General features: G+C 72.1%; 19 protein-coding genes. 11 read left to right on the top strand and 8 right to left on the bottom strand.

Annotation, left to right across the window (positions count from 1 at the left end; genetic code table 11):
• Positions 1–41: 41 nt before the first annotated feature.
• The gene (locus OHS82_RS05660) at positions 42–1,313 is read right to left on the bottom strand and encodes a YncE family protein (RefSeq protein ID WP_057577443.1); all 1,272 of its coding nucleotides are present in this window, start codon (positions 1,311–1,313) and stop codon (positions 42–44) included.
• Between the two features lie 191 nt (positions 1,314–1,504).
• Between OHS82_RS05660 and OHS82_RS05655 the strand changes: the two genes are divergently transcribed.
• A complete protein-coding gene (locus tag OHS82_RS05655) occupies positions 1,505–2,179 on the top strand; it encodes a TetR/AcrR family transcriptional regulator (protein WP_057577441.1) in 675 nt (224 codons plus the stop codon).
• A gap of 29 nt (positions 2,180–2,208) precedes the next feature.
• On the opposite strand, the gene OHS82_RS05650 is transcribed toward OHS82_RS05655, so the two are convergent.
• Positions 2,209–3,435 (bottom strand): glycosyltransferase, encoded by a 1,227-nt coding sequence (locus tag OHS82_RS05650; protein ID WP_328436031.1) that lies wholly within the window; start codon positions 3,433–3,435, stop codon positions 2,209–2,211.
• 213 nt (positions 3,436–3,648) lie between these two features.
• On the opposite strand from OHS82_RS05650, the gene OHS82_RS05645 reads away from it, so the two are divergent.
• Positions 3,649–5,607, top strand: a complete 1,959-nt coding sequence (locus OHS82_RS05645) for an RICIN domain-containing protein (protein ID WP_079041146.1) — start codon at positions 3,649–3,651, stop codon at positions 5,605–5,607.
• Positions 5,608–5,747: 140 nt separating this feature from the next.
• On the opposite strand, the gene OHS82_RS05640 is transcribed toward OHS82_RS05645, so the two are convergent.
• Positions 5,748–5,993, bottom strand: a complete 246-nt coding sequence (locus OHS82_RS05640) for a hypothetical protein (protein WP_157876322.1) — start codon at positions 5,991–5,993, stop codon at positions 5,748–5,750.
• Entirely contained in the window at positions 5,981–6,346 is a 366-nt protein-coding gene (locus OHS82_RS05635) for a nuclear transport factor 2 family protein (protein WP_057577438.1), read from the bottom strand. The genes OHS82_RS05640 and OHS82_RS05635 overlap by 13 nt, the downstream gene beginning before the upstream one ends.
• Before the next feature lie 169 nt (positions 6,347–6,515).
• On the opposite strand from OHS82_RS05635, the gene OHS82_RS05630 reads away from it, so the two are divergent.
• The gene (locus OHS82_RS05630) at positions 6,516–6,815 is read left to right on the top strand and encodes a hypothetical protein (RefSeq protein WP_057577436.1); all 300 of its coding nucleotides are present in this window, start codon (positions 6,516–6,518) and stop codon (positions 6,813–6,815) included.
• A 119-nt stretch (positions 6,816–6,934) separates the two neighbouring features.
• On the opposite strand, the gene OHS82_RS05625 is transcribed toward OHS82_RS05630, so the two are convergent.
• A complete protein-coding gene (locus tag OHS82_RS05625; RefSeq protein ID WP_370444092.1) occupies positions 6,935–8,689 on the bottom strand; it encodes an ABC transporter ATP-binding protein in 1,755 nt (584 codons plus the stop codon).
• 187 nt (positions 8,690–8,876) lie between these two features.
• Here OHS82_RS05625 and OHS82_RS05620 point away from each other — a divergent pair, with 187 nt between their 5' ends.
• From OHS82_RS05620 to OHS82_RS05605, 4 genes are all read left to right on the top strand, one after another.
• Positions 8,877–9,962: an S-(hydroxymethyl)mycothiol dehydrogenase gene (locus OHS82_RS05620; protein WP_057577432.1), complete on the top strand. Its 1,086-nt coding sequence runs from the start codon at positions 8,877–8,879 to the stop codon at positions 9,960–9,962.
• Positions 9,962–10,591, top strand: coding sequence for an MBL fold metallo-hydrolase (locus OHS82_RS05615; protein ID WP_266716483.1), 630 nt, complete (start codon positions 9,962–9,964; stop codon positions 10,589–10,591). Before OHS82_RS05620 ends, OHS82_RS05615 begins: the two co-directional genes overlap by 1 nt.
• Before the next feature lie 49 nt (positions 10,592–10,640).
• Complete coding sequence (locus OHS82_RS05610) at positions 10,641–11,015, top strand: DUF4180 domain-containing protein (RefSeq protein WP_328433404.1); 375 nt, start codon at positions 10,641–10,643, stop codon at positions 11,013–11,015.
• Positions 11,016–11,146: 131 nt separating this feature from the next.
• A complete protein-coding gene (locus OHS82_RS05605) occupies positions 11,147–12,061 on the top strand; it encodes an SDR family oxidoreductase (protein WP_328433403.1) in 915 nt (304 codons plus the stop codon).
• A 4-nt stretch (positions 12,062–12,065) separates the two neighbouring features.
• On the opposite strand, the gene OHS82_RS05600 is transcribed toward OHS82_RS05605, so the two are convergent.
• Positions 12,066–12,605 carry a hypothetical protein gene (locus OHS82_RS05600; protein ID WP_057577425.1) on the bottom strand — a complete coding sequence of 180 codons (540 nt, stop codon included), beginning with the start codon at positions 12,603–12,605 and terminating at the stop codon, positions 12,066–12,068.
• 183 nt (positions 12,606–12,788) lie between these two features.
• On the opposite strand from OHS82_RS05600, the gene OHS82_RS05595 reads away from it, so the two are divergent.
• Both OHS82_RS05595 and OHS82_RS05590 read left to right on the top strand, forming a co-directional pair.
• A complete protein-coding gene (locus OHS82_RS05595) occupies positions 12,789–13,484 on the top strand; it encodes a L,D-transpeptidase family protein (protein ID WP_057577423.1) in 696 nt (231 codons plus the stop codon).
• A 198-nt stretch (positions 13,485–13,682) separates the two neighbouring features.
• Positions 13,683–13,853 carry a hypothetical protein gene (locus tag OHS82_RS05590; protein WP_107105174.1) on the top strand — a complete coding sequence of 57 codons (171 nt, stop codon included), beginning with the start codon at positions 13,683–13,685 and terminating at the stop codon, positions 13,851–13,853.
• Positions 13,854–14,036: 183 nt separating this feature from the next.
• Here OHS82_RS05590 and OHS82_RS05585 read toward each other — a convergent pair whose 3' ends face one another.
• Positions 14,037–15,434 (bottom strand): S1 family peptidase, encoded by a 1,398-nt coding sequence (locus tag OHS82_RS05585; protein WP_057577421.1) that lies wholly within the window; start codon positions 15,432–15,434, stop codon positions 14,037–14,039.
• A gap of 204 nt (positions 15,435–15,638) precedes the next feature.
• The gene (locus OHS82_RS05580) at positions 15,639–16,670 is read right to left on the bottom strand and encodes a hypothetical protein (RefSeq protein WP_242433081.1); all 1,032 of its coding nucleotides are present in this window, start codon (positions 16,668–16,670) and stop codon (positions 15,639–15,641) included.
• A 39-nt stretch (positions 16,671–16,709) separates the two neighbouring features.
• Between OHS82_RS05580 and OHS82_RS05575 the strand changes: the two genes are divergently transcribed.
• Both OHS82_RS05575 and OHS82_RS05570 read left to right on the top strand, forming a co-directional pair.
• Entirely contained in the window at positions 16,710–17,888 is a 1,179-nt protein-coding gene (locus tag OHS82_RS05575; protein WP_057577419.1) for a MalY/PatB family protein, read from the top strand.
• Between the two features lie 82 nt (positions 17,889–17,970).
• Entirely contained in the window at positions 17,971–18,351 is a 381-nt protein-coding gene (locus OHS82_RS05570) for a PPOX class F420-dependent oxidoreductase (RefSeq protein ID WP_057577417.1), read from the top strand.
• The last annotated feature ends 10 nt before the right edge of the window (positions 18,352–18,361 follow it).

Raw genomic sequence — 18,361 nt, 5'->3', positions numbered from 1 at the left:
GGTCACCGCCACCCACCCCTTCGTCGCCGAGATCGCCGCCGTCAGCTGCCGGATCCGGTGCCGGTCCAGTCCGCCGCCACATGGCCGAGCCGGACCCGCTGCGGATGGTCGCCCACGGGAACCGACACGACCTTCTGCCCGGTGGCGAAGGAGATCGCGGTCACCTGGTCGGCGCCGCTCTCGGAGATGACGCAGTCCTTGCCGTCGCCGCTGACCGTGGCCCAGTAGGGCTTGGAGGCGGTGACCAGCGGGCCCTCCTCGAGGGTGGCGCGGTTGACGACCGTCGCGTAGTCGTCCATCGTGCCCGCCACGCACAGCTTGCTGCCGTCCGGGCTCATCGACAGGCCGTGGTGGCGCGAGTCGTTGACGTACGTGGTGCGGTCGTCGCTGGTCGCGGGGTTCTTCGGCAGGGTCTTCGTACGGGTGATCTTGTCCGTGGCGAGGTCGTACTCGAAGAAGCCGTTGAAGAACGACACCTGGAAGTACAGCTTGGACTCGTCCGGCGAGAAGACCGCGGGGCGCACGGCGTCCGAGTAGTCCTTGAGACCGATCGCGTCCAGCCGCTGCCGCATGTCGATGATCTTGACCTGCTGGTACGTGTTCGCGTCGACGACGGTGATGCGCCGGTCGCCCTTCGTGAAGTCCTGCCACGGGGCGTCCTGGGACGTGTTCACGTCACCGATCGCCATGTTGTAGATGTACTTGCCGTCCTTGGTGAAGATGTTCTCGTGCGGCTTGTCGCCGGTCTTGAACGAACCCACCTGCTTGCCGGTGACGATGTCCAGGACGTGCACGGTGTTCGAGATCGACGCGGAGACCGCGACCCGCTTGCCGTCGGGGGAGACGGCCATGTGGTCCGAGCGGTAACCCGACACCGGGAACCGCCAGTTGATCTTCCCGGTGGCCAGGTCGATGGAGACGACGTCGGCGAAGCTCGGCCGGGAGACGACCACCGACGCGCCGTCCGGCGTGGTGTACATGTCGTCGACGAACTGGTCGTGCCCTTCACCGACGCCGTTGCGGATGGCCATGAAGTAGATCCACTTGATCAGGTCGCCGTTGATCTCCGCCATCCGGGCGTCCTTGTCGGGGATCACGTTGATCCGGCCGACCTTCGCGAAGTCGCCGCTGGACTTGATGACGTCCGCGGTGCCCTCCCAGTTGTTGCCGACGAAGAGCACCTCGCGCAGTGCGGCGGCGGTGGAGGAGTCCGTGGCGGCCGGCGCGGCGGACGCCACGGCGGCGGGAGCGGTGACGGTCAGGGCGACGGCGGCGGCGATGAGGCAAAGGTGCCTGGATCTGAAGGCAGCCATGACTGCTCTCTCCTCTGGGGGGCGGAAGGTCAGGGGCAGGGGTGTGAAGGCGGGGGGAAACCCCGCCGGAATCTGAACACGGGCCCGTTCAGAATGTTCTTACTGGAAAGTAAGGAAGGGGTGCCCTTCGCCACAAGACTCGTACACGACAAAATTGGCGGTGGAGGAACACCGAGCGACGAGGGAGGGTCATGCCGGGCAGACTCAGGGCGCCGACCGGCCGCTACGGCGGCAAGTCCGCCGAGCAGCGGCAGGCCGAGCGACGCGGCAGGTTCCTGGACGCGGCGCTGCGGTCGTTCGGCGGCGCGCCCGGCTACCGGGGCACCACCGTCGCCTCGCTCAGCGAGGCGGCCGGCCTGTCGACCCGCCAGTTCTACGAGGAGTTCCGCACCCTCGAGGACGTCCTGGCGGAGCTGCACCTCCAGGTGAACGCCTGGGCCGAGGAGGCGGTCGTGGCCGCAGCCCTCGCCGCCGAGGGCGAGCCGCTCGCCGAACGCGCCACCGCGATCTTCCGCGCCTACGCCGCCAACGTCACCTCCGACCCCTGCCGCATCCGGATCACCTTCGTCGAGATCGTCGGCGTCAGCCCCCGGCTGGACGAGCAGCGCCTGGCCCGCCGGGCCCGCTGGATCGACCTGATCTGCGCCGAGGCGACGGCGGCCGCCGTCCGCGGCGAGGGCGCCCCGCGCGACTACCGCCTCGCGGCCACCGCCTTCATCGGCAGCGTCAACGGCCTCCTGCACGACTGGAGCGCCGGCTGGGTGGACGCGACCCTGGACGAGGTCGTCGACGAACTGGTGCGCCAACTGCTGGCCATACTGCGACCGGCGGAATGGGAACCCGGCGGGCCGCAGGGCGAGCGGTAGGCGGGTGTCCGCGATCCGGCCGGACGGGTTCAGCCCAGCCGGGTCACCGCCTCCACGACCCGCCCCACGCCGTCCTCGCCGCGCACCCGTGCCCCCAGCTGCGCCGCCCGGCGGGCGAATCCGGGTTCGCGGGTGACCCGGACGAGAGCCGCCGTCAGCGTGTCGGCGGTCAGCCGGCGAAGGGGGACCGTGCCCGGGGCCACCCCGAGCGCCACGAGCCGTTCGCCCCAGAAGCCCTCGTCGAACTGGATCGGCACGGGCACGGCCGGGACGCCCGCCCGTACGCCGGCCGCCGTCGTGCCCGCGCCGCAGTGATGGACGACCGCGGCCATCCGGGGGAAGAGCAGTGAGTGCGGCGTCTCGTCGACCGTCACCATGTCGTCGCCGTCGGCCGTGAGACCCGCCCAGCCGCGCTGGATCACCCCGCGCAGCCCCGCCCGCCGCAACGCCGTGACGATCTCGGCGCCGAGCCGCCGGGGGTCGGGCACCGTCGCGCTGCCCAGCCCGACGAAGACCGGTGGCGGCCCCGCGTCCAGGAACTCCCGCAGACCGGGCGGCAGTCGACTGTCGCGGTCGTGGGGCCACCAGTAACCGGCGACGTCCAGCTCCGCGCGCCAGTCCCGGGGACGCGGCACCACCAGCGGACTGAATCCGTGCAGGACCGGCCAGCCGTGCCGCCGCCTTCGCCGAGGGGTGAGGCCGCGGCGGACGGCGGGCAGCCCCAGCCGGGTCCGCAGCGCCGGCAGCACCGGGGTGAAGATCTGCTCGACGGCCGCCTCGACGCCGTGCCCGGCGAGTCGGTTGCCGGCCGCTCCCCAGGAGCCGCCGCCCAGCATCGGCGGGGCGAACTCGCGGGTGGGGGCGACGGGTTGGAGGTAGAGCCCGAGGCTCGGCAGGGACAGCCCCTCGGCGATCGTGTGGCCGAGGGGCGAGACCGAGGCCGAGAGCAGCAGCGCGTCGGCCTCCCGGGCGGCGGCCAGCAGATCGTCCGCGATCTGCCCGACCAGCGTCCGTGCCATCCGGGTCACCCGCAGCAGCTTGCCGGGGCCGGTGGCGCTGCGATGCAGTCCGCGGCCCCGCTCGGACTCCAGCTCGGCCCGCGGGTCGAGGGGCAGCGCGTGGAAGCCGACACCCGAGCCCGCCACCAGCGGCGCGAACCGCGCGTGGGTGACCAGGGTGACCTGGTGTCCGGCCCGCACGAGCGCGTGCCCCACCCCGGTGAAGGGGGCCACGTCACCCCGGGAACCCGCCGTCATGATCGCCACTCGCACGACCGACAGTATGGCGGCGGGCAGGACTGTGGGTGAAGGATCGCGCACACATGGCCGGTTGCAGATTGAGAGCGGTCACAACAGTTCTGTCGCAGCCGTTGACTTCACCCGTCGGCGGTTCTACTTTCGGCGCGCAGTGCGTTCGGTTTGCCGACCCCTGTTCGATATATCGAAGTATCCCGAAGCTGGAGCCGCCGTATGTTTCCCCCACCCCCCGCGCATCTCGCCCGGCACTGGAGATCCGCCGCCGCACGGGTGCTCGCCCTGCTGCTGACGGTCGCCGCCGCCCTGGTGTTCGCCCAGCCCGGCACGGCCCGGGCCGCGACCTCGCGCCAGATCGCCGTGCCGGCCGCCCCGATGGGCTGGGCCTCCTGGAACAGCTTCGCGGCCAAGATCGACTACAACGTCATCAAGCAGCAGGTCGACGCGTTCGTCGCCGCGGGCCTGCCGGCGGCCGGATACCAGTACATCAACATCGACGAGGGCTGGTGGCAGGGCACCCGTGACAGCGCGGGCAACATCACCGTGGACGAGTCGGAGTGGCCCGGCGGCATGAAGGCCATCGCCGACTACATCCACGGCAAGGGCCTCAAGGCCGGCATCTACACCGACGCCGGCAAGGACGGCTGCGGCTACTACTTCCCGACCGGCCGCCCCGCCGCCCCGGGCAGCGGCAGCGAGGGCCACTACGACCAGGACATGCTCCAGTTCTCCCGGTGGGGCTTCGACTTCGTGAAGGTCGACTGGTGCGGCGGTGACAAGGAGGGCCTCGACGCGAAGACGACGTTCCAGGCCATCAGCGACGCGATCACGACGGCCACGGCGACGACCGGCCGCCCGATGACCCTGTCGCTGTGCAACTGGGGACGGCAGAACCCGTGGAACTGGGCGCCCGGACAGGGGGCGATGTGGCGGACCAACGACGACATCATCCTGTTCGGCAACAAGCCGTCCATGACGAACCTGCTGACCAACTACGACCGTAACGTGCACCCCACGGCCCAGCACACCGGCTACTACAACGACGCCGACATGCTGATGGTCGGCATGGACGGCTTCACCGCCGCCCAGAACCGCACCCACATGAACCTGTGGGCCGTCTCCGGCGCGCCGCTCCTCGCCGGCAACAACCTGGCCACCATGACGACGGAGACGGCGAACATCCTCAAGAACCCCGAGGTCGTCGCCGTCGACCAGGACGCGCGGGGCCTTCAGGGCGTCAAGGTCGCCGAGGACGGCAGCGGGCTGCAGGTGTACGGCAAGGTCCTCGCCGGCAGCGGCAAGCGCGCCGTCGTCCTGCTCAACCGGACCTCCGCCGCCGCGAACATCACCGCCCGCTGGGCCGACCTGGGCCTGACCGGCGCGTCCGCGACCGTGCGCGACCCGTGGGCCCGCGCCGACCTCGGCGCCTTCGCCACCGGCTACACGGCGAACGTCCCCGCGGGCGGCTCGGTCATGCTCACCGTCAGCGGGGGCACCGAGGCGGCGGGCAGCACGTACACCGGCACGGCGAGCTTCTCCGGCGTGAGCGCCGGCAGCACCGGCCTGAAGGTCGTCGACGTCGCCTACACCAACACCGCCTCGACCGCCCGCACCGCGACCCTCAAGGTCAACGGCCAGACCCCGACGACCGTTTCCTTCCCGCCGACGGGCGCCACACAGGGCACGATCACCCTTCAGGTCGCCCTGTCGAAGGGCTCCGCCAACACGCTCGCCTTCACGGGCGCCCCGGCCCTCGCGGACATCACGGTCAGGCCCCTGCCCGGCACGGACGGCAGCCTCGTCGTCGGCAAGCAGTCCGGCCGCTGCCTGGACATGTTCGACTCCACCATCGCCAACGGCACGCAGGCGGAGCTCTGGGACTGCAACGGTGGCTCCAACCAGGCCTGGACGTACACCTCCCGCAAGGAGCTCGTGGTGTACGGCAACAAGTGCCTGGACGCCTACAACCACGGCACCGCCAACGGCACCAAGGTCGTGATCTGGGACTGCACCGGCCAGAGCAACCAGAAGTGGAACGTCAACAGCGACGGCACGATCACCAACGTCAACGCGGGCCTGTGCCTCGACGCGTACGGGGCGGCCACGGCCAACCGCACCCCGATCGTGCTGTGGTCGTGCGGGAGCGCCGACAACCAGAAGTGGACCCTGAACTGAACTGAACTGAACTGAACCGAACTGAACTGACCGACCGGCAAAGGGAAGGGGTCTGACGTCCCGTCAGGCCCTCTCGCCCGTCGGACCGGCCCATGACCTGGGGCTGCCCGGCGGGACCACCACACCTGCTCCACCGTCGTTCACCGGCGTCGGCCGTGGCGTCGGCGGGTCGTGGTGGCGGTCGGCGGCGGGAGCGGACGCCGCCGGGCCGCTCCCAGGGCCGTCCGCAGCAGGGCGAGGGTCGCACGCCGGCCGACCGCGAAGACCGGATCCGACAGCGCGGGCCGGGACGCCCGCGACCGGCCCAGCCCCGCCCTGACCGAAAAGGTCCAGGTCAACCGGGAGGTGACCTGGACCCCGGCGGTCTTCCTCCCTACTCGTCCCATGCCTGGATCATCGTCTGCTCGACGATCTTGCCGTCGCGCAGGGTGATCATCGACTCGGCGAGCACACGCACGCCGTCCGGGTACCGGCACGACTCGCTGTAGGCGGCACGGTCGCCCTGGACGATGCACTCCTCCAGCTTGTGGGTCATGTCCCGGCTGTAGACGTCGTCGAGCAGCTGGGCGATCTCGTCCCGGCCGTGCAGCACCCGGGGCTTGCTCGGCTGGGTGTTGTGGTCGACGAGCCGTAGTTCGGCGTCGTCGGCGTAGAGCGACAGAAGTGTCGCCGCGGTCTGTCCTTCAATGCCCTGGCGCAGCGCCTCGGTGTCGAAGGCGGAGCCTGCCGCGGTGCCCATGGTGACCTCCTCGGAGGGCAGCGGCCGAGGGGAGAGGCGCCGCCGGGCCCTCACCTTCGAGGCTCCTCCGCCGAGCCCGGCTCGGCAAGCGCAGCGGCCCGCTCCACCTGTCGGGTGAGCGCAGCCGCCCGCCCGTGTCCGCCGGACCGGTCGCGGCGTTGCTGAAAGCATGATCTCCACTCGACGCATCGCCGCTCTCGCCGTCCTCGCCGCCGGGGTCACGGGCCTCGCGGCGCCCATGGCGAACGCGGCCGACGCCCCGGACGCCGGCCGGATCAACCCGATGACCGCGCTGGACTCGCTCGCGACCTCCCAGATCCCCGCGGAGCACCGCTCCGAACTCCCGCCCGTCTCCCAGCAGCTGCGCGAAGTCAGCAAGGTCACCCAGCTCCAGCAGTTGAGCGAGCTGCACCAGATCACCGACCTCGCCGCCCCCGTCACCGGGCTGCTGCCCGCGATCGAGGCCTGAGCGTCCGCCTCTCCTCGCGGGGGCCGTCCGGACGACCGGACGGTCCCCGCGCACGTCCGGCGGCCTCCGGCCCCTGTCGCGGTCCGGCGCCTGCAGGACGGACGGGCCCCGCGGCCGGCTCACTCGACCGTCGCGAGGAACTGGGTCGCCGCGAGCTCGGCGTACAGCGGATCGCCCGCCACCAGTTCGCGGTGCGTGCCCACCGCCCGGACCCGGCCCGCGTCCATGACGACGATCCGGTCGGCCATCGTGACCGTCGACAGCCGGTGCGCCACGACGAGCACGGTCGTCGTCCGGGCGACCTCGGCCACGGTGTCGCGCAGCGCGGCCTCGTTCACCGCGTCCAGCTGGGAGGTGGCCTCGTCGAGCAGGAGCAGCCGAGGCCGGCGCAGCAGGGCGCGGGCGATGGCCACCCGCTGGCGCTCGCCGCCGGACAGTTTGGTCCCGCGGTGTCCGACCAGCGTCTCGAGCCCCTGCGGCAGCCGGGCGACCAGCTCCTCGAGCCGGGTCGTCTTCAGCACCCCGCGCACGGCGTCCTCGTCCGCCTCCGCGTTGCCCAGCAGCAGGTTGTCGCGGAGCGAACCCGACAGCACGGGCGCGTCCTGCTCCACATAGCCGATGGCGGAACGCAGCCGCGACAGCTCCCAGTCGGCCACGTCGAGGCCGTCGAGGGCGATCACGCCGGACTCGGGGTCGTAGAACCGCTCGATGAGCGAGAACACGGTGGTCTTGCCGGCGCCCGACGGCCCGACGAAGGCGGTCATGCCCTGGGCCGGCACCGCGAACGACACCCCGTGATGGACGTACGGCAGGTCGTCGGCGTAGCGGAACCGGACGTCGGTGAAGGCGACGGCGGCCGGTTCGGCGGAGGGCGCCGGCAGCGGCACGGCCCCGGCCGACGCCGGCTCGGCGGGCAGCCGCAGGGCCTCCTGGATCCGGCTCAGCGCCGCGGAACCCGTCTGGTACTGCGTGATCGCGCCGACCACCTGCTGGATCGGCGACATCAGGTAGAAGACGTACAGCAGGAACGCCACCAGCGTGCCGATCTGGATCGCGCCGGTCGCGACCCGCGCGCCGCCCACCGCCAGGACCGTGATGAAGGCGGTCTGCATGGCGAGGCCGGCCGTGTTGCCGGCCGCCGCCGACCACTTCGCGGCGCGCACGCTCTGCCGCCAGGACTCCTCGGCGGCCGCGTGCAGCGTCGCCTCCTCGCGGGCCTCGGCGCCCGAGGCCTTCACCGTGCGCAGCGCGCCGAGGACCCGCTCCAGCGAGGCCCCCATCACGCCCACCGCGTCCTGGGCCCGGCGGCTGGCCCGGTTGATGCGCGGCACGATCACCCCGAGAACCGTGCCCGCGCACAGGATCACGGCCAGTGTGACGCCCAGCAGCACCGGGTCCACCAGGCCCATCATCACGACCGTGGCGACCAGCGTGAGCCCGCCGGTGCCGAGGCCCACCAGCGAGTCCGTGGTGACCTCCCGCAGCAGGGTCGTGTCGGAGGTGATGCGGGCCATCAGGTCGCCGGGCTCGGTGCGGTCCACGGCCGTGACGCGCAGCCGCAGCAGATACGAGGACAGCGCCCGCCGCGCCCCGAGCACCACCGACTCGGCCGTGCGCTGCAGGACGTACGAACCCAGCGCGCCCACCACGGAGTTGGCGACGACCAGTGCCGTCAGGGCGAGCAACGCGCCCGATATCGCGCGGTCGTGGCCGAGGTCGTCGATCAGTTTCCGCGCCACCAGCGGCAGCAGCAGCCCGGTGGCTCCGGTGACGAGCGAGAGCGCCGCCCCCGCGAGCAGGGTCCGGCGGTGCGGGCGCACGTAGTCGAGCAGCAGGCGCCACGTGGGTCGGTCGTCGTCGGCCGCCTGGGCGATGGTCACGGGGCTCCTCGGGGCTCGGTCGGAGCCCTCAGGCTATGTCGGCCACCGGGCGGACGGCCGGGAAAGGGCGTGTTCAGGACGTCGGACGCGGCCCGCCGGCGCCGGCGTCCGTGTCTCGCGGCGATCAGTCGAGCGTAGGGTCGGCACAGGGACGGATGACCGCCGACGAAAGGGCAGCGCCATGCCGCAGGAAGTACGCGCAGTGATCGCACCGGGCCGGGACGAGCCGGTGCGGGTGGAGACGATCGTGATCCCGGATCCGGGTCCGGGCGAGGCGGTGGTGCAGATCCAGGCCTGCGGGGTGTGCCACACCGATCTGCACTACAAGCAGGGCGGAATCAACGACGAGTTCCCCTTCCTGCTCGGGCACGAGGCGGCGGGCGTGGTGGAGTCCGTCGGCGAGGGCGTCACGGACGTCGCGCCGGGCGACTTCGTGATCCTGAACTGGCGGGCGGTGTGCGGCCAGTGCCGGGCCTGCCTGCGGGGCAGGCCGTGGTACTGCTTCGACACCCACAACGCGACGCAGCGGATGACCCTGCTGGACGGCACGGAGCTGTCGCCGGCCCTCGGGATCGGCGCCTTCGCGGAGAAGACGCTGGTGGCGGCCGGCCAGTGCACCAAGGTGGACGCCTCGGTGTCGGCGTCCGTGGCGGGTCTGCTCGGGTGCGGGGTGATGGCGGGCATCGGCGCCGCGATCAACACCGGCAACGTCGGGCGCGGCGACAGCGTGGCCGTCATCGGCTGCGGCGGGGTCGGCGACGCGGCGGTCGCCGGGTCGCGGCTGGCCGGCGCGGCGAAGATCATCGCTGTGGACATCGACGACCGCAAGCTGGCCAAGGCCCGCGAGATGGGCGCCACGCACACCGTGAACTCCAAGGAGACCGACCCGGTCGAGGCGATCCGGGAGCTGACCGGCGGCTTCGGCGCCGACGTCGTCATCGAGGCGGTCGGCCGCCCGGAGACGTACCGTCAGGCCTTCTACGCCCGCGATCTCGCCGGCACGGTCGTCCTCGTCGGCGTCCCCACACCCGAGATGAAACTCGAACTCCCGCTGCTGGACGTGTTCGGCCGCGGCGGGGCGCTGAAGTCGTCCTGGTACGGCGACTGTCTGCCCTCGCGTGACTTCCCGATGCTGATCGACCTGCATCTGCAGGGCCGCCTCGACCTGGGCGCGTTCGTCACCGAGACCATCCGGCTGGACGAGGTCGAGAAGGCGTTCGAGCGGATGCACCACGGGGACGTCCTGCGCTCGGTGGTGGTGCTGTGATGGCCGCGCGCATCGAGCGCCTCGTCACCTCCGGCCAGTTCAGCCTCGACGGCGGCACCTGGGACGTCGACAACAACGTGTGGATCGTCGGCGACGACCACGAGGCGATCGTCATCGACGCCGCGCACGACGCCGACGCGATCCTCGCCGCCCTCGGCGGGCGACGGCTGACGGGCATCGTGTGCACCCACGCCCACAACGACCACGTCTCCGCCGCGCCCGCCCTCGCCGACGCGACCGGCGCCACGATCTGGCTGCACCCCGACGACCTGCCGCTGTGGAAGCTCACCCACCCGGACCGTGATCCGGACGCCCACCTGGTCGACGGCCAGGTCATCGAGGCCGCCGGCGCCGACCTCACCGTGCTGCACACCCCCGGGCACGCACCCGGCGCGGTCTGCCTCCACGAGCCCGGTCTGGGCGTGCTGTTCACCGGCGACACCCTGTTCCAGGGCGGTCCCGGCGCCACCGGCCGTTCCTACAGCCACTTCCCGACGATCATCGCCTCCATCAGGGACCGGCTGCTCGCCCTCCCGCCCGAGACGAAGGTGCTGACCGGGCACGGCGACGAGACCACCATCGGCGCCGAGGCGCCCCACCTCCAGGAGTGGATCGCCCGGGGACACTGACGCGAAAAGGACCGATGCCGCCACGCCGGACGGCCGTAGTCTCACGGGCATGACCGGCACCCTCCTGACCCTGCACGGCACCCGCGTCCTGCGGTGCGCCCCCGACGGCCCTCCGCTCGACGGGGAGCGCGCCGCACTCGACCTGATCGGCGACGCGTTCGGCCAGGACGCCCAGCTCGTGGCCGTGCCCGCGGAACGGATCGGGGACGACTTCTTCCGGCTGCGGTCCGGGGTCGCCGGAGCGGTCGTGCAGAAGTTCGTGAACTACCGGATACGGCTGGCCGTCGTCGGAGACGTCTCCCGGCAGCTCGCCGAGAGCTCCGCGCTGCGGGACTTCGTGCGGGAGGCGAACCGCGGCAGCCAGCTGTGGTTCCTGGCGGACGACGGCGCGCTGGACGACCGGCTGAACCCGGCCGGCGGCTGAGCCCAGCCGCGGCTGAAGGCGGCCGGGGCCGAGCCCAGCCGGGTGAGGTCTGCCGAAAGGCGACAGAAGACGTCCGGATTTCCCGGAATCCTCGTAGTGACACCCCACACCGAGGAGCCGGGAGGCAGGACATGTCAGGACCGCTGGAGGGCCGGGTCGCCCTGGTCGCGGGAGCGACCCGGGGCGCCGGACGCGGCATCGCCGTGGAGCTGGGCGCGGCCGGGGCCACCGTCTACGTGAGCGGGCGCACCACCCGCGACCGGCGCTCCGAGTACGACCGCCCCGAGACCGTCGAGGACACCGCCGACCTGGTCACCGAGGCCGGCGGCCGGGGCGTCGCCGTGCCCACCGATCACCTCGACCCGGCGCAGGTGCGGGCCCTCGTCGAGCGGATCGCGGACGAGCAGGGCCGCCTCGACGTGCTGGTCAACGACATCTGGGGCGGCGAGAAGCTCTTCGCATGGGACACCCCCGTCTGGGAGCACGACCTCGACAACGGGCTGCGGCTGCTGCGGCTGGCCGTCGAGACCCACGCCGTCACCAGCCACCACGCCCTGCCGCTCCTGCTGCGCACGCCGGGCGGACTGGTCGTCGAGATGACCGACGGGACCGCCGAGTACAACCGCGACACCTACCGCGTGAACTTCTTCTACGACCTCGCCAAGGCCTCCGTCCTGCGCATGGCCTTCGCCCTGGCCCACGAGATCGGGCCCCGGGGGGCCACCGCCGTGGCGCTCACCCCCGGCTGGCTGCGCTCGGAGCTGATGCTCGACCAGTTCGGCGTCCGCGAGGACAACTGGCGCGACGCCCTCGACCGGGTTCCGCACTTCGCCATCTCGGAGACGCCCCGCTACGTCGGCCGGGCCGTCGCCGCGCTCGCCGCCGACCCGCACGTCGCCCGCCGCAACGGACAGTCGCTGTCCAGCGGCGGCCTCGCCCCGGAGTACGGCTTCACCGACCTCGACGGCAGCCGTCCGGACGCCTGGCGCTATCTCGTCGAGGTGCAGGACGCGGGGAAGCCGGCCGACACGACCGGCTACCGCTGAGCGCTCACGCCGCCGGCGGCATCGGCATCGTCGGCCAGCGCGCCGGGTGGCCCGGCGGCAGGTCGAGGTCCTCGCGCACGGCCGAGTAGTAGCCCTCTCGGCCGGCGCGCTGCCGCTCCAGCAGCGCCTGCCAGGCCTGCGGATCGCGCGTTCCCTCCCGCAGGAAGCGCTCCATGTCCATGACGACGGTCACCCATGTCCGCGCCCGCTCCACCACGTCGCGGCTGCCCAGCATGACCAGCGCCTCCCCGGCCGGATCACGTCCGTCGGTGGCCTGCGCCAGCTGCGGCTCGGCCTCCTGCGGGGACAGCGGGTAGGGGTGCGGGTCGTTGCCCAGGTGCGAGGCGACGCGGTACATCAGGTTCACCGACCTCTTCACCGCCCGCGCGTACTCGGCGTACACCGACAGCCGCCGCTCCTCCCACCGCGCCGACCGCTCGCGAGCGAACCTGGCCCGGTCGCTGCGCACGAGGGCGAGATACGAGCCGAGGGCGCCGACGACGACACCCAGGAGGGCGGGAAGCTGCTGGAGGAACGCGGACATATCCGCACGGAACCCTTTCTGGTGACATGGTGACGCTCAACGCACCGTCAGATCATTTCACTTCATCTGACGGTCCGGAAGTTCACTGTTTCGTCACAGACCGGTGCCTACCACAACCACTGCCCCCGCCGTCGGGTCTACGTTGACGAAATCGCGAGAACAGTGTCAGGGAGAGGGCGGGTCATGGGGGACATACGCAGACGAGGGGTGGTCGCGCTCGGGATCACCGGGCTGGTCGCGCCGTTGACGCTCGCGTTGGGCGCGGCGCCGGCCCAGGCCGCGAGCTGCACGACATCGGCTGGGCCGTACCAGAAGCAGGTGGAGAAGTTCCTCGGCCGGCCCGTCGACGGCAAGCAGTCGAGCGCCGACTGCTCGGCGATCCGGGCGTTCCAGAACAAGCACGGCATCACGCCGAACATCGGCTACGCGGGGCCCGTCACCTGGGGCGTGATGGACCTGATGAACAAGCAGAAGGCGGTGGGCAACAAGCCCAACAAGGCGGGCAAGTGCCCCACCAACAAGGGCCGCATCGCCTGCGTCAACCTCACCCTCCAGATCAGCTGGATCCAGGACGGCAGCAGGCTGGTCTACGGTCCGGTGCCGGTCCGTACCGGCCGCGACGGCTACGAGACCCGCACGGGTCTGAAGAAGATCTACTGGCGGCACATCGACCACGTGTCGACGATCTACAACGTGCCCATGCCCTACAGCCAGTTCTTCGACGGCGGACAGGCGTTCCACTCGGTCGGCGTCAGCATGTGGAACCCGCCGGGCTCGCACGGCTGCGTCAACATGACGAACACGACCGCCAAGAAGTACTGGTCGCTGCTCAAGAACGGCGACGACGTCTTCGTGTACGGACGCAAGCCGGGCACGTGAGCCGCAGAGCCGTGCCGCGTGACGTGGCACGGCCCCGTGCCGGTGATCCGGGTGCGGGTCCCGGCGCCGGGCTCAGCGGAGGGCTGAACTGTGTCGTGGGGGTTGACAGATGGACGTGATCAGTAACACGTCCGATATGTCCGGTTCATTCGTGATGACTCACGCGGCCTTCACCTCGGACGCCGTAAGATTCACACCATGTCCACCACTGTTGGAACCCTCACCGAGCGATCGGCCGCGGAGGTCAACGAGGAGATCAGGGCCCTGTGGCTCCGGTCCGGCGGGACACTGAGCGTCGAGCAGCGTGAGGAGTACCAGCGGCTCGTCCTCGAGTGGGCCGCCGCACCGCAGCCCGTCGAAGCGGCCTGACCGCCTCCCGACCACGGGGCCGCTCCGCCTCGGCTCCCGGCGCCTGCGCCCCCCGACGCGGCGTCGGTCTCCGCCCACCGGCCTCGCCTTCGTCTCGCGGTCTCATCGCCCCCCGGCTCCGGACTCGGTCCGAGCCGGGGGGCGCCGCCGTGTCCGGCGCAAGCCCCCCGGCGCTCGGCCGGCTCAGCCCCAGGTCGCCGAGTAGTACCGCTGGTAGGCCTTGCGGTCCTGTTCGGCGCGGATGTACCGGGTCGCGACCAGCGCGACCATGCTGCCCGCCAGGACCAGCAGACCGGGGCCGATGTTCTTCGGATCGGTGAGCCGGGAGGCGAGGGTCGCACTGTCGCCGCCACCGGTCACCGGGGCGGTCGAGCCCGGCGAGGCCGACCCCGGGGAGATCGCCGCCTGGGTGTTGGTGGCGGCCGGCGCGGGCTCGGCTGCCGAGGTGGGCGCACCGCCCTGGGCGTTGTCGGACGGCGCCGCCACGATCAGCTGGACGCCCAGCTGGCTCAACGCGCTGTTCACCGGCTGGAAGAACGTGGTGCCGCCGGTCTTGCAGTCGCCACTGCCGCCCGAGGTGATGCCGAGGGCGATGCCCTCGGAGAACATGGGGCCGCCGCTGTCGCCGGGCTCGGCGCACACGGTCGTCTCGATGAGTCCGCCGACCGTGCCCTCCGGGTAGTTCACCGTCGCGTCCAGGCCGGTCACCTCGCCGTCGCGCAGTCCGCTGGTGCTGCCGCTGCGGAACACCCGCTGGCCCACGGCCGCGTCCGCGGTGCCCGTGATCCGCACCCCGTTGCCGTTGCCGATGGCGACGACGTCGGCGCTCGGGCCCGCCTTGCCGCTCGCGTACTGCACCAGGGAGAAGTCGTTGCCGGGGAAGGTGGAGTTGACCGTCTGGCCCACCTGCTGCTTGGCCTGGTTGTCGGCGAACCAGGTCGACCCGGTGGGGCCGCAGTGCCCGGCGGTGAGGATGAAGTCGCTGGTCCCGTTGGTCACGTTGAAGCCGGCCGAACAGCGCCCGCCGGTCGAAAGGATGGGCTGCGCCCCGTTGACCCGGGTGGTGAACGTGCCCGTGGTGCGCTCCATGCGGACGAAGCTGCCGATACCGCCGGCCGTGCGCGTCAGCTTCGACCAGTCCGACGACGACACGGTGCTGTCGCCCTGCACGACGATCTGGTTGGACCGGTAGTCCATCACCCACGCGGTGCCGGCCACCCGCGGAGCGGAACGCAGCGCCGCCGTGGCCGACTTGAGCTCGTTCATGCTGTGCGACACGACCTTGGCCACGGCGCCCGCCGCCCGCACGGCCTCGGCCGTCTTCTCGTCGGTGACGCCGACGACCGGTCGCCCCTGGGCGTCGAGCCAGGTGCCCGCGGTGCGCGCGGTGCCGAACTTCTCGACGAGCGCCGCCCCCGGGTTCGTGACGACCGACTCCGCCGCGCTGCGCGGAACCGCCGCCGTGCCGGGCGGCTCGCTCGCCATGGCGGCCTGCGTGACCATGGCTCCGCCCAGGAGAAGTCCGCCGACCGCCGCCAGCCGTGTCACTCGCCGGACGGTCCGTCGTCGTACGTGCCTCATGCCTGGCTCCCGAAACCCTGAACGCGCGGACTCAACACCGCGGGGCCCTCCGGTCGTTGAGCACCCTCACCTCCATACGCGTGGGAGCCCCGGAGCGTTCAGCCGCCGACGGCCCGAAGTCAGCGCGTCCGACATCCGCGCTCCGGGCCGGGCCGCCCCGGCCGCGGAGGCTCCGGGACCGACGTGACATGAGGGAACGTCCGCCTAAGGAAGGCGCTGGACGCGGGAGTCGACCGGAGCGGGCGGTTCCCCCGTCTCCCGCGCCGGCCCCAGCCGTGCCCAGCTCCGCTCGTCCCCCCACACGGCCGCCGCGCCGGTGTACGGGCGCAGCAGCGCGGAGAGCGCCGGGTCGCCGCGGCCGTTGAGCTCGTCCGAGGCGATGCGGCGGGCGATGCCCGCCAGGAAGTCGGCGAGCTGGACCCGGGCGTCGGACCGCGAGACGACCAGCCGGAGCCCCGCGAGCCGGATGCCGCGTCGCCGCGCCTCGCCCTCGATCCAGGCGATCCGCTCCGGGGTGAGCATGTTCTGCCGGTCGTGCGCGAGCCGCACCGGACGCCCGCCGTCACTCCAGTGGGCCGCGGTGTGCAGGATCGAGGGGAGCAGCGGATTGAGGACCGGGGCGAGCACGAACGGCCCGTCCTGGATTCCGGCGCGATAGGAGAGGGCGCGCGGGCGTTCCTCCGCGATCCGCGCGAGCACGTCCGTCGCCGGAGTCCCCGGATACCGCCGCAGCAGGACGTCGACCACGTCGAAGAAGCGCGGCACGGGCGCGTCCGGCACGTCGTCGTGGCGCACCCACAACAGCTGGTTCGCCGCCTCCAGGAAGGTCGTCCATTCCTCCTCGGTGAACGTCCGCCGCCCTTCCCCGAAAAGGGAGACGGCCGCCCCGGGATCGTCCAGCAGCAGGTCGACGGCCCGGTCCACGATGTAGAAGGGCTTCTCCACCAGATGCACATGGGCCCGCCCGTGCAGCGGGCCCGACGGCGAGAGCAGCCATTCCAGGACGGCCCGGTGTTTCTCCCGCAGCAGATGGTTCGCCTTGTACTCCTCGGCGGGCGAACGGATCCGGTTGCGGATCTCCTGTACGTGCCCGGCGGCGGATTCGGCCGACAGCAGCACACTGGCGTGGGCGAACACGTCCGTGTTGCCGCCGGTGAGGTTCTCGCCGTCCGAGCCCGATTCGTCGCAGGCGATCTCCCGGATGCCCGCGGCGTCCGCCGCGACTGTCCCGTTCACGTGATCCCAGGTCACACCACGGCCCCCTATCTTGTGCCCATGACCAGCATCCCGCACGAGACGCCAGGTGAACCGAATCCGCTGAACGCCCTCACCCTCGATCTGTTGCGCCGCCGCACGAGCATGAAGTGGCGGACCCATCCTCGTGACGTCCTGCCGCTGTGGGTCGCCGAGATGGACGTGCCGCTCGCCGAGCCGATCGTCCGCGCGGTGACGCGGGCTCTCGCGCTGGGCGACACCGGCTATCCGTCGGGCACGGCCTACGCGCAGGCGCTGGCCGAGTTCGTCGCCAAGCGCTGGGGCTGGGACGGGCTCGCGGTCGAGCGGACGGCGATCGTGCCCGACGTGATGCTGGGCGTCGTCGAGATGCTGAAGCTGGTCACCGCCCCCGGCGACGCGGTGGTGGTCAACCCGCCGGTGTATCCGCCGTTCTTCGCGTTCGTCGCGCACATGGACCGGCGCATCGCCGAGGCGCCCCTCGGCGCGGACGGCCGGCTCGACCTCGACGTGCTGGAGCAGGCCTACCGTCGGGCCGTCGGGGGCGGCGGGCGCGCCGCCCATCTGCTGTGCAGCCCGCACAATCCGACCGGCACCGTGCACACGGCCCGGGAACTGGCCGCCGTCGCAGCCCTCGCCGACCGGTACGGCGTGCGGGTGGTCGCCGACGAGATCCACGCGCCCCTCGCCGCCCCGGACGGCGACTTCGTGCCCTATCTGGCCGTCCCGGGCGCACAGAGCGGTCTGTCGCTGATGTCGGCCTCCAAGGGCTGGAACCTGGCCGGGCTCAAGGCGGCCCTGGCGATCGCGGGCCCCGACGCGGCGGCCGACCTCGCCCGAATGCCCGAGGAGGTCGGCCACGGGCCGAGTCATGTCGGCGTCCTCGCGCACACCGCCGCCCTGTCCGAGGGCACGGCCTGGCTGGACGCCCTGCTCGCCGGCCTCGACGACAACCGCCGGCTGCTCGCCGCTCTCCTCGCCGAGCACCTGCCCGGCGTCGGGTACCGGCCCGGTGGGGCGACCTACCTGGCCTGGCTCGACTGCCGGGCCCTGGGCCTCGGGGACGATCCCGCCGCGGTCTTCCTGGAGCGCGGCCGGGTGGCCCTCAGCCCGGGACCGGACTTCGGCACGGGCGGAGCGGGGCACGTCCGGCTGAATCTGGCCACCTCGCCGGAGATCCTCACCGAAGCGGTGCGGCGGATGGCCTCCGCCGTTCGCTGAGGCCGTCGGGCGCGGCCCGCGGCGGACCGTCCCGCGCACACCGCCGAGGTGGTGAGTGGCTCCGGGTGCCTAGACTGCGGCCATGAAGGACGAGTCGCTCGACCGGCTGGCGGCGGGGAAGTACCTGCTGATCACCAGCTACCGCAAGAACGGGACGCCGGTCGCCACCCCCGTGTGGGTGGTGCGCGACGGCGACGCGCTCGGGGCCTGGTCGGCCGCCGACGCCTGGAAGGTGAAGCGCATCAGAGCACGCGGGGACGTCCTCGTCGGCCCGTGCGACGTGCGGGGCAACCCGACCGGCGACCAGATCCCGGCCACCGCCGAGATCTGCGACGCGCAGACCACCGCCCGCTACCGCACGCTGCTCGCCCGCAAGTACGGCGTCCTCGGCCGGCTCACCCTGCTGGGCAGCCGGCTGCGCCGGGGGCTGGACGGGACCGTGGGCATCCGCATCACCCTGTGAGCGCCTGAGG

The organism is Streptomyces sp. NBC_00425, from assembly GCF_036030735.1.
Taxonomy (GTDB): Bacteria; Actinomycetota; Actinomycetes; order Streptomycetales; family Streptomycetaceae; genus Streptomyces.
The sequence above is the reverse complement of the archived record's forward strand: the minus strand, read 5'-3'. Positions and strand labels throughout refer to the sequence as shown.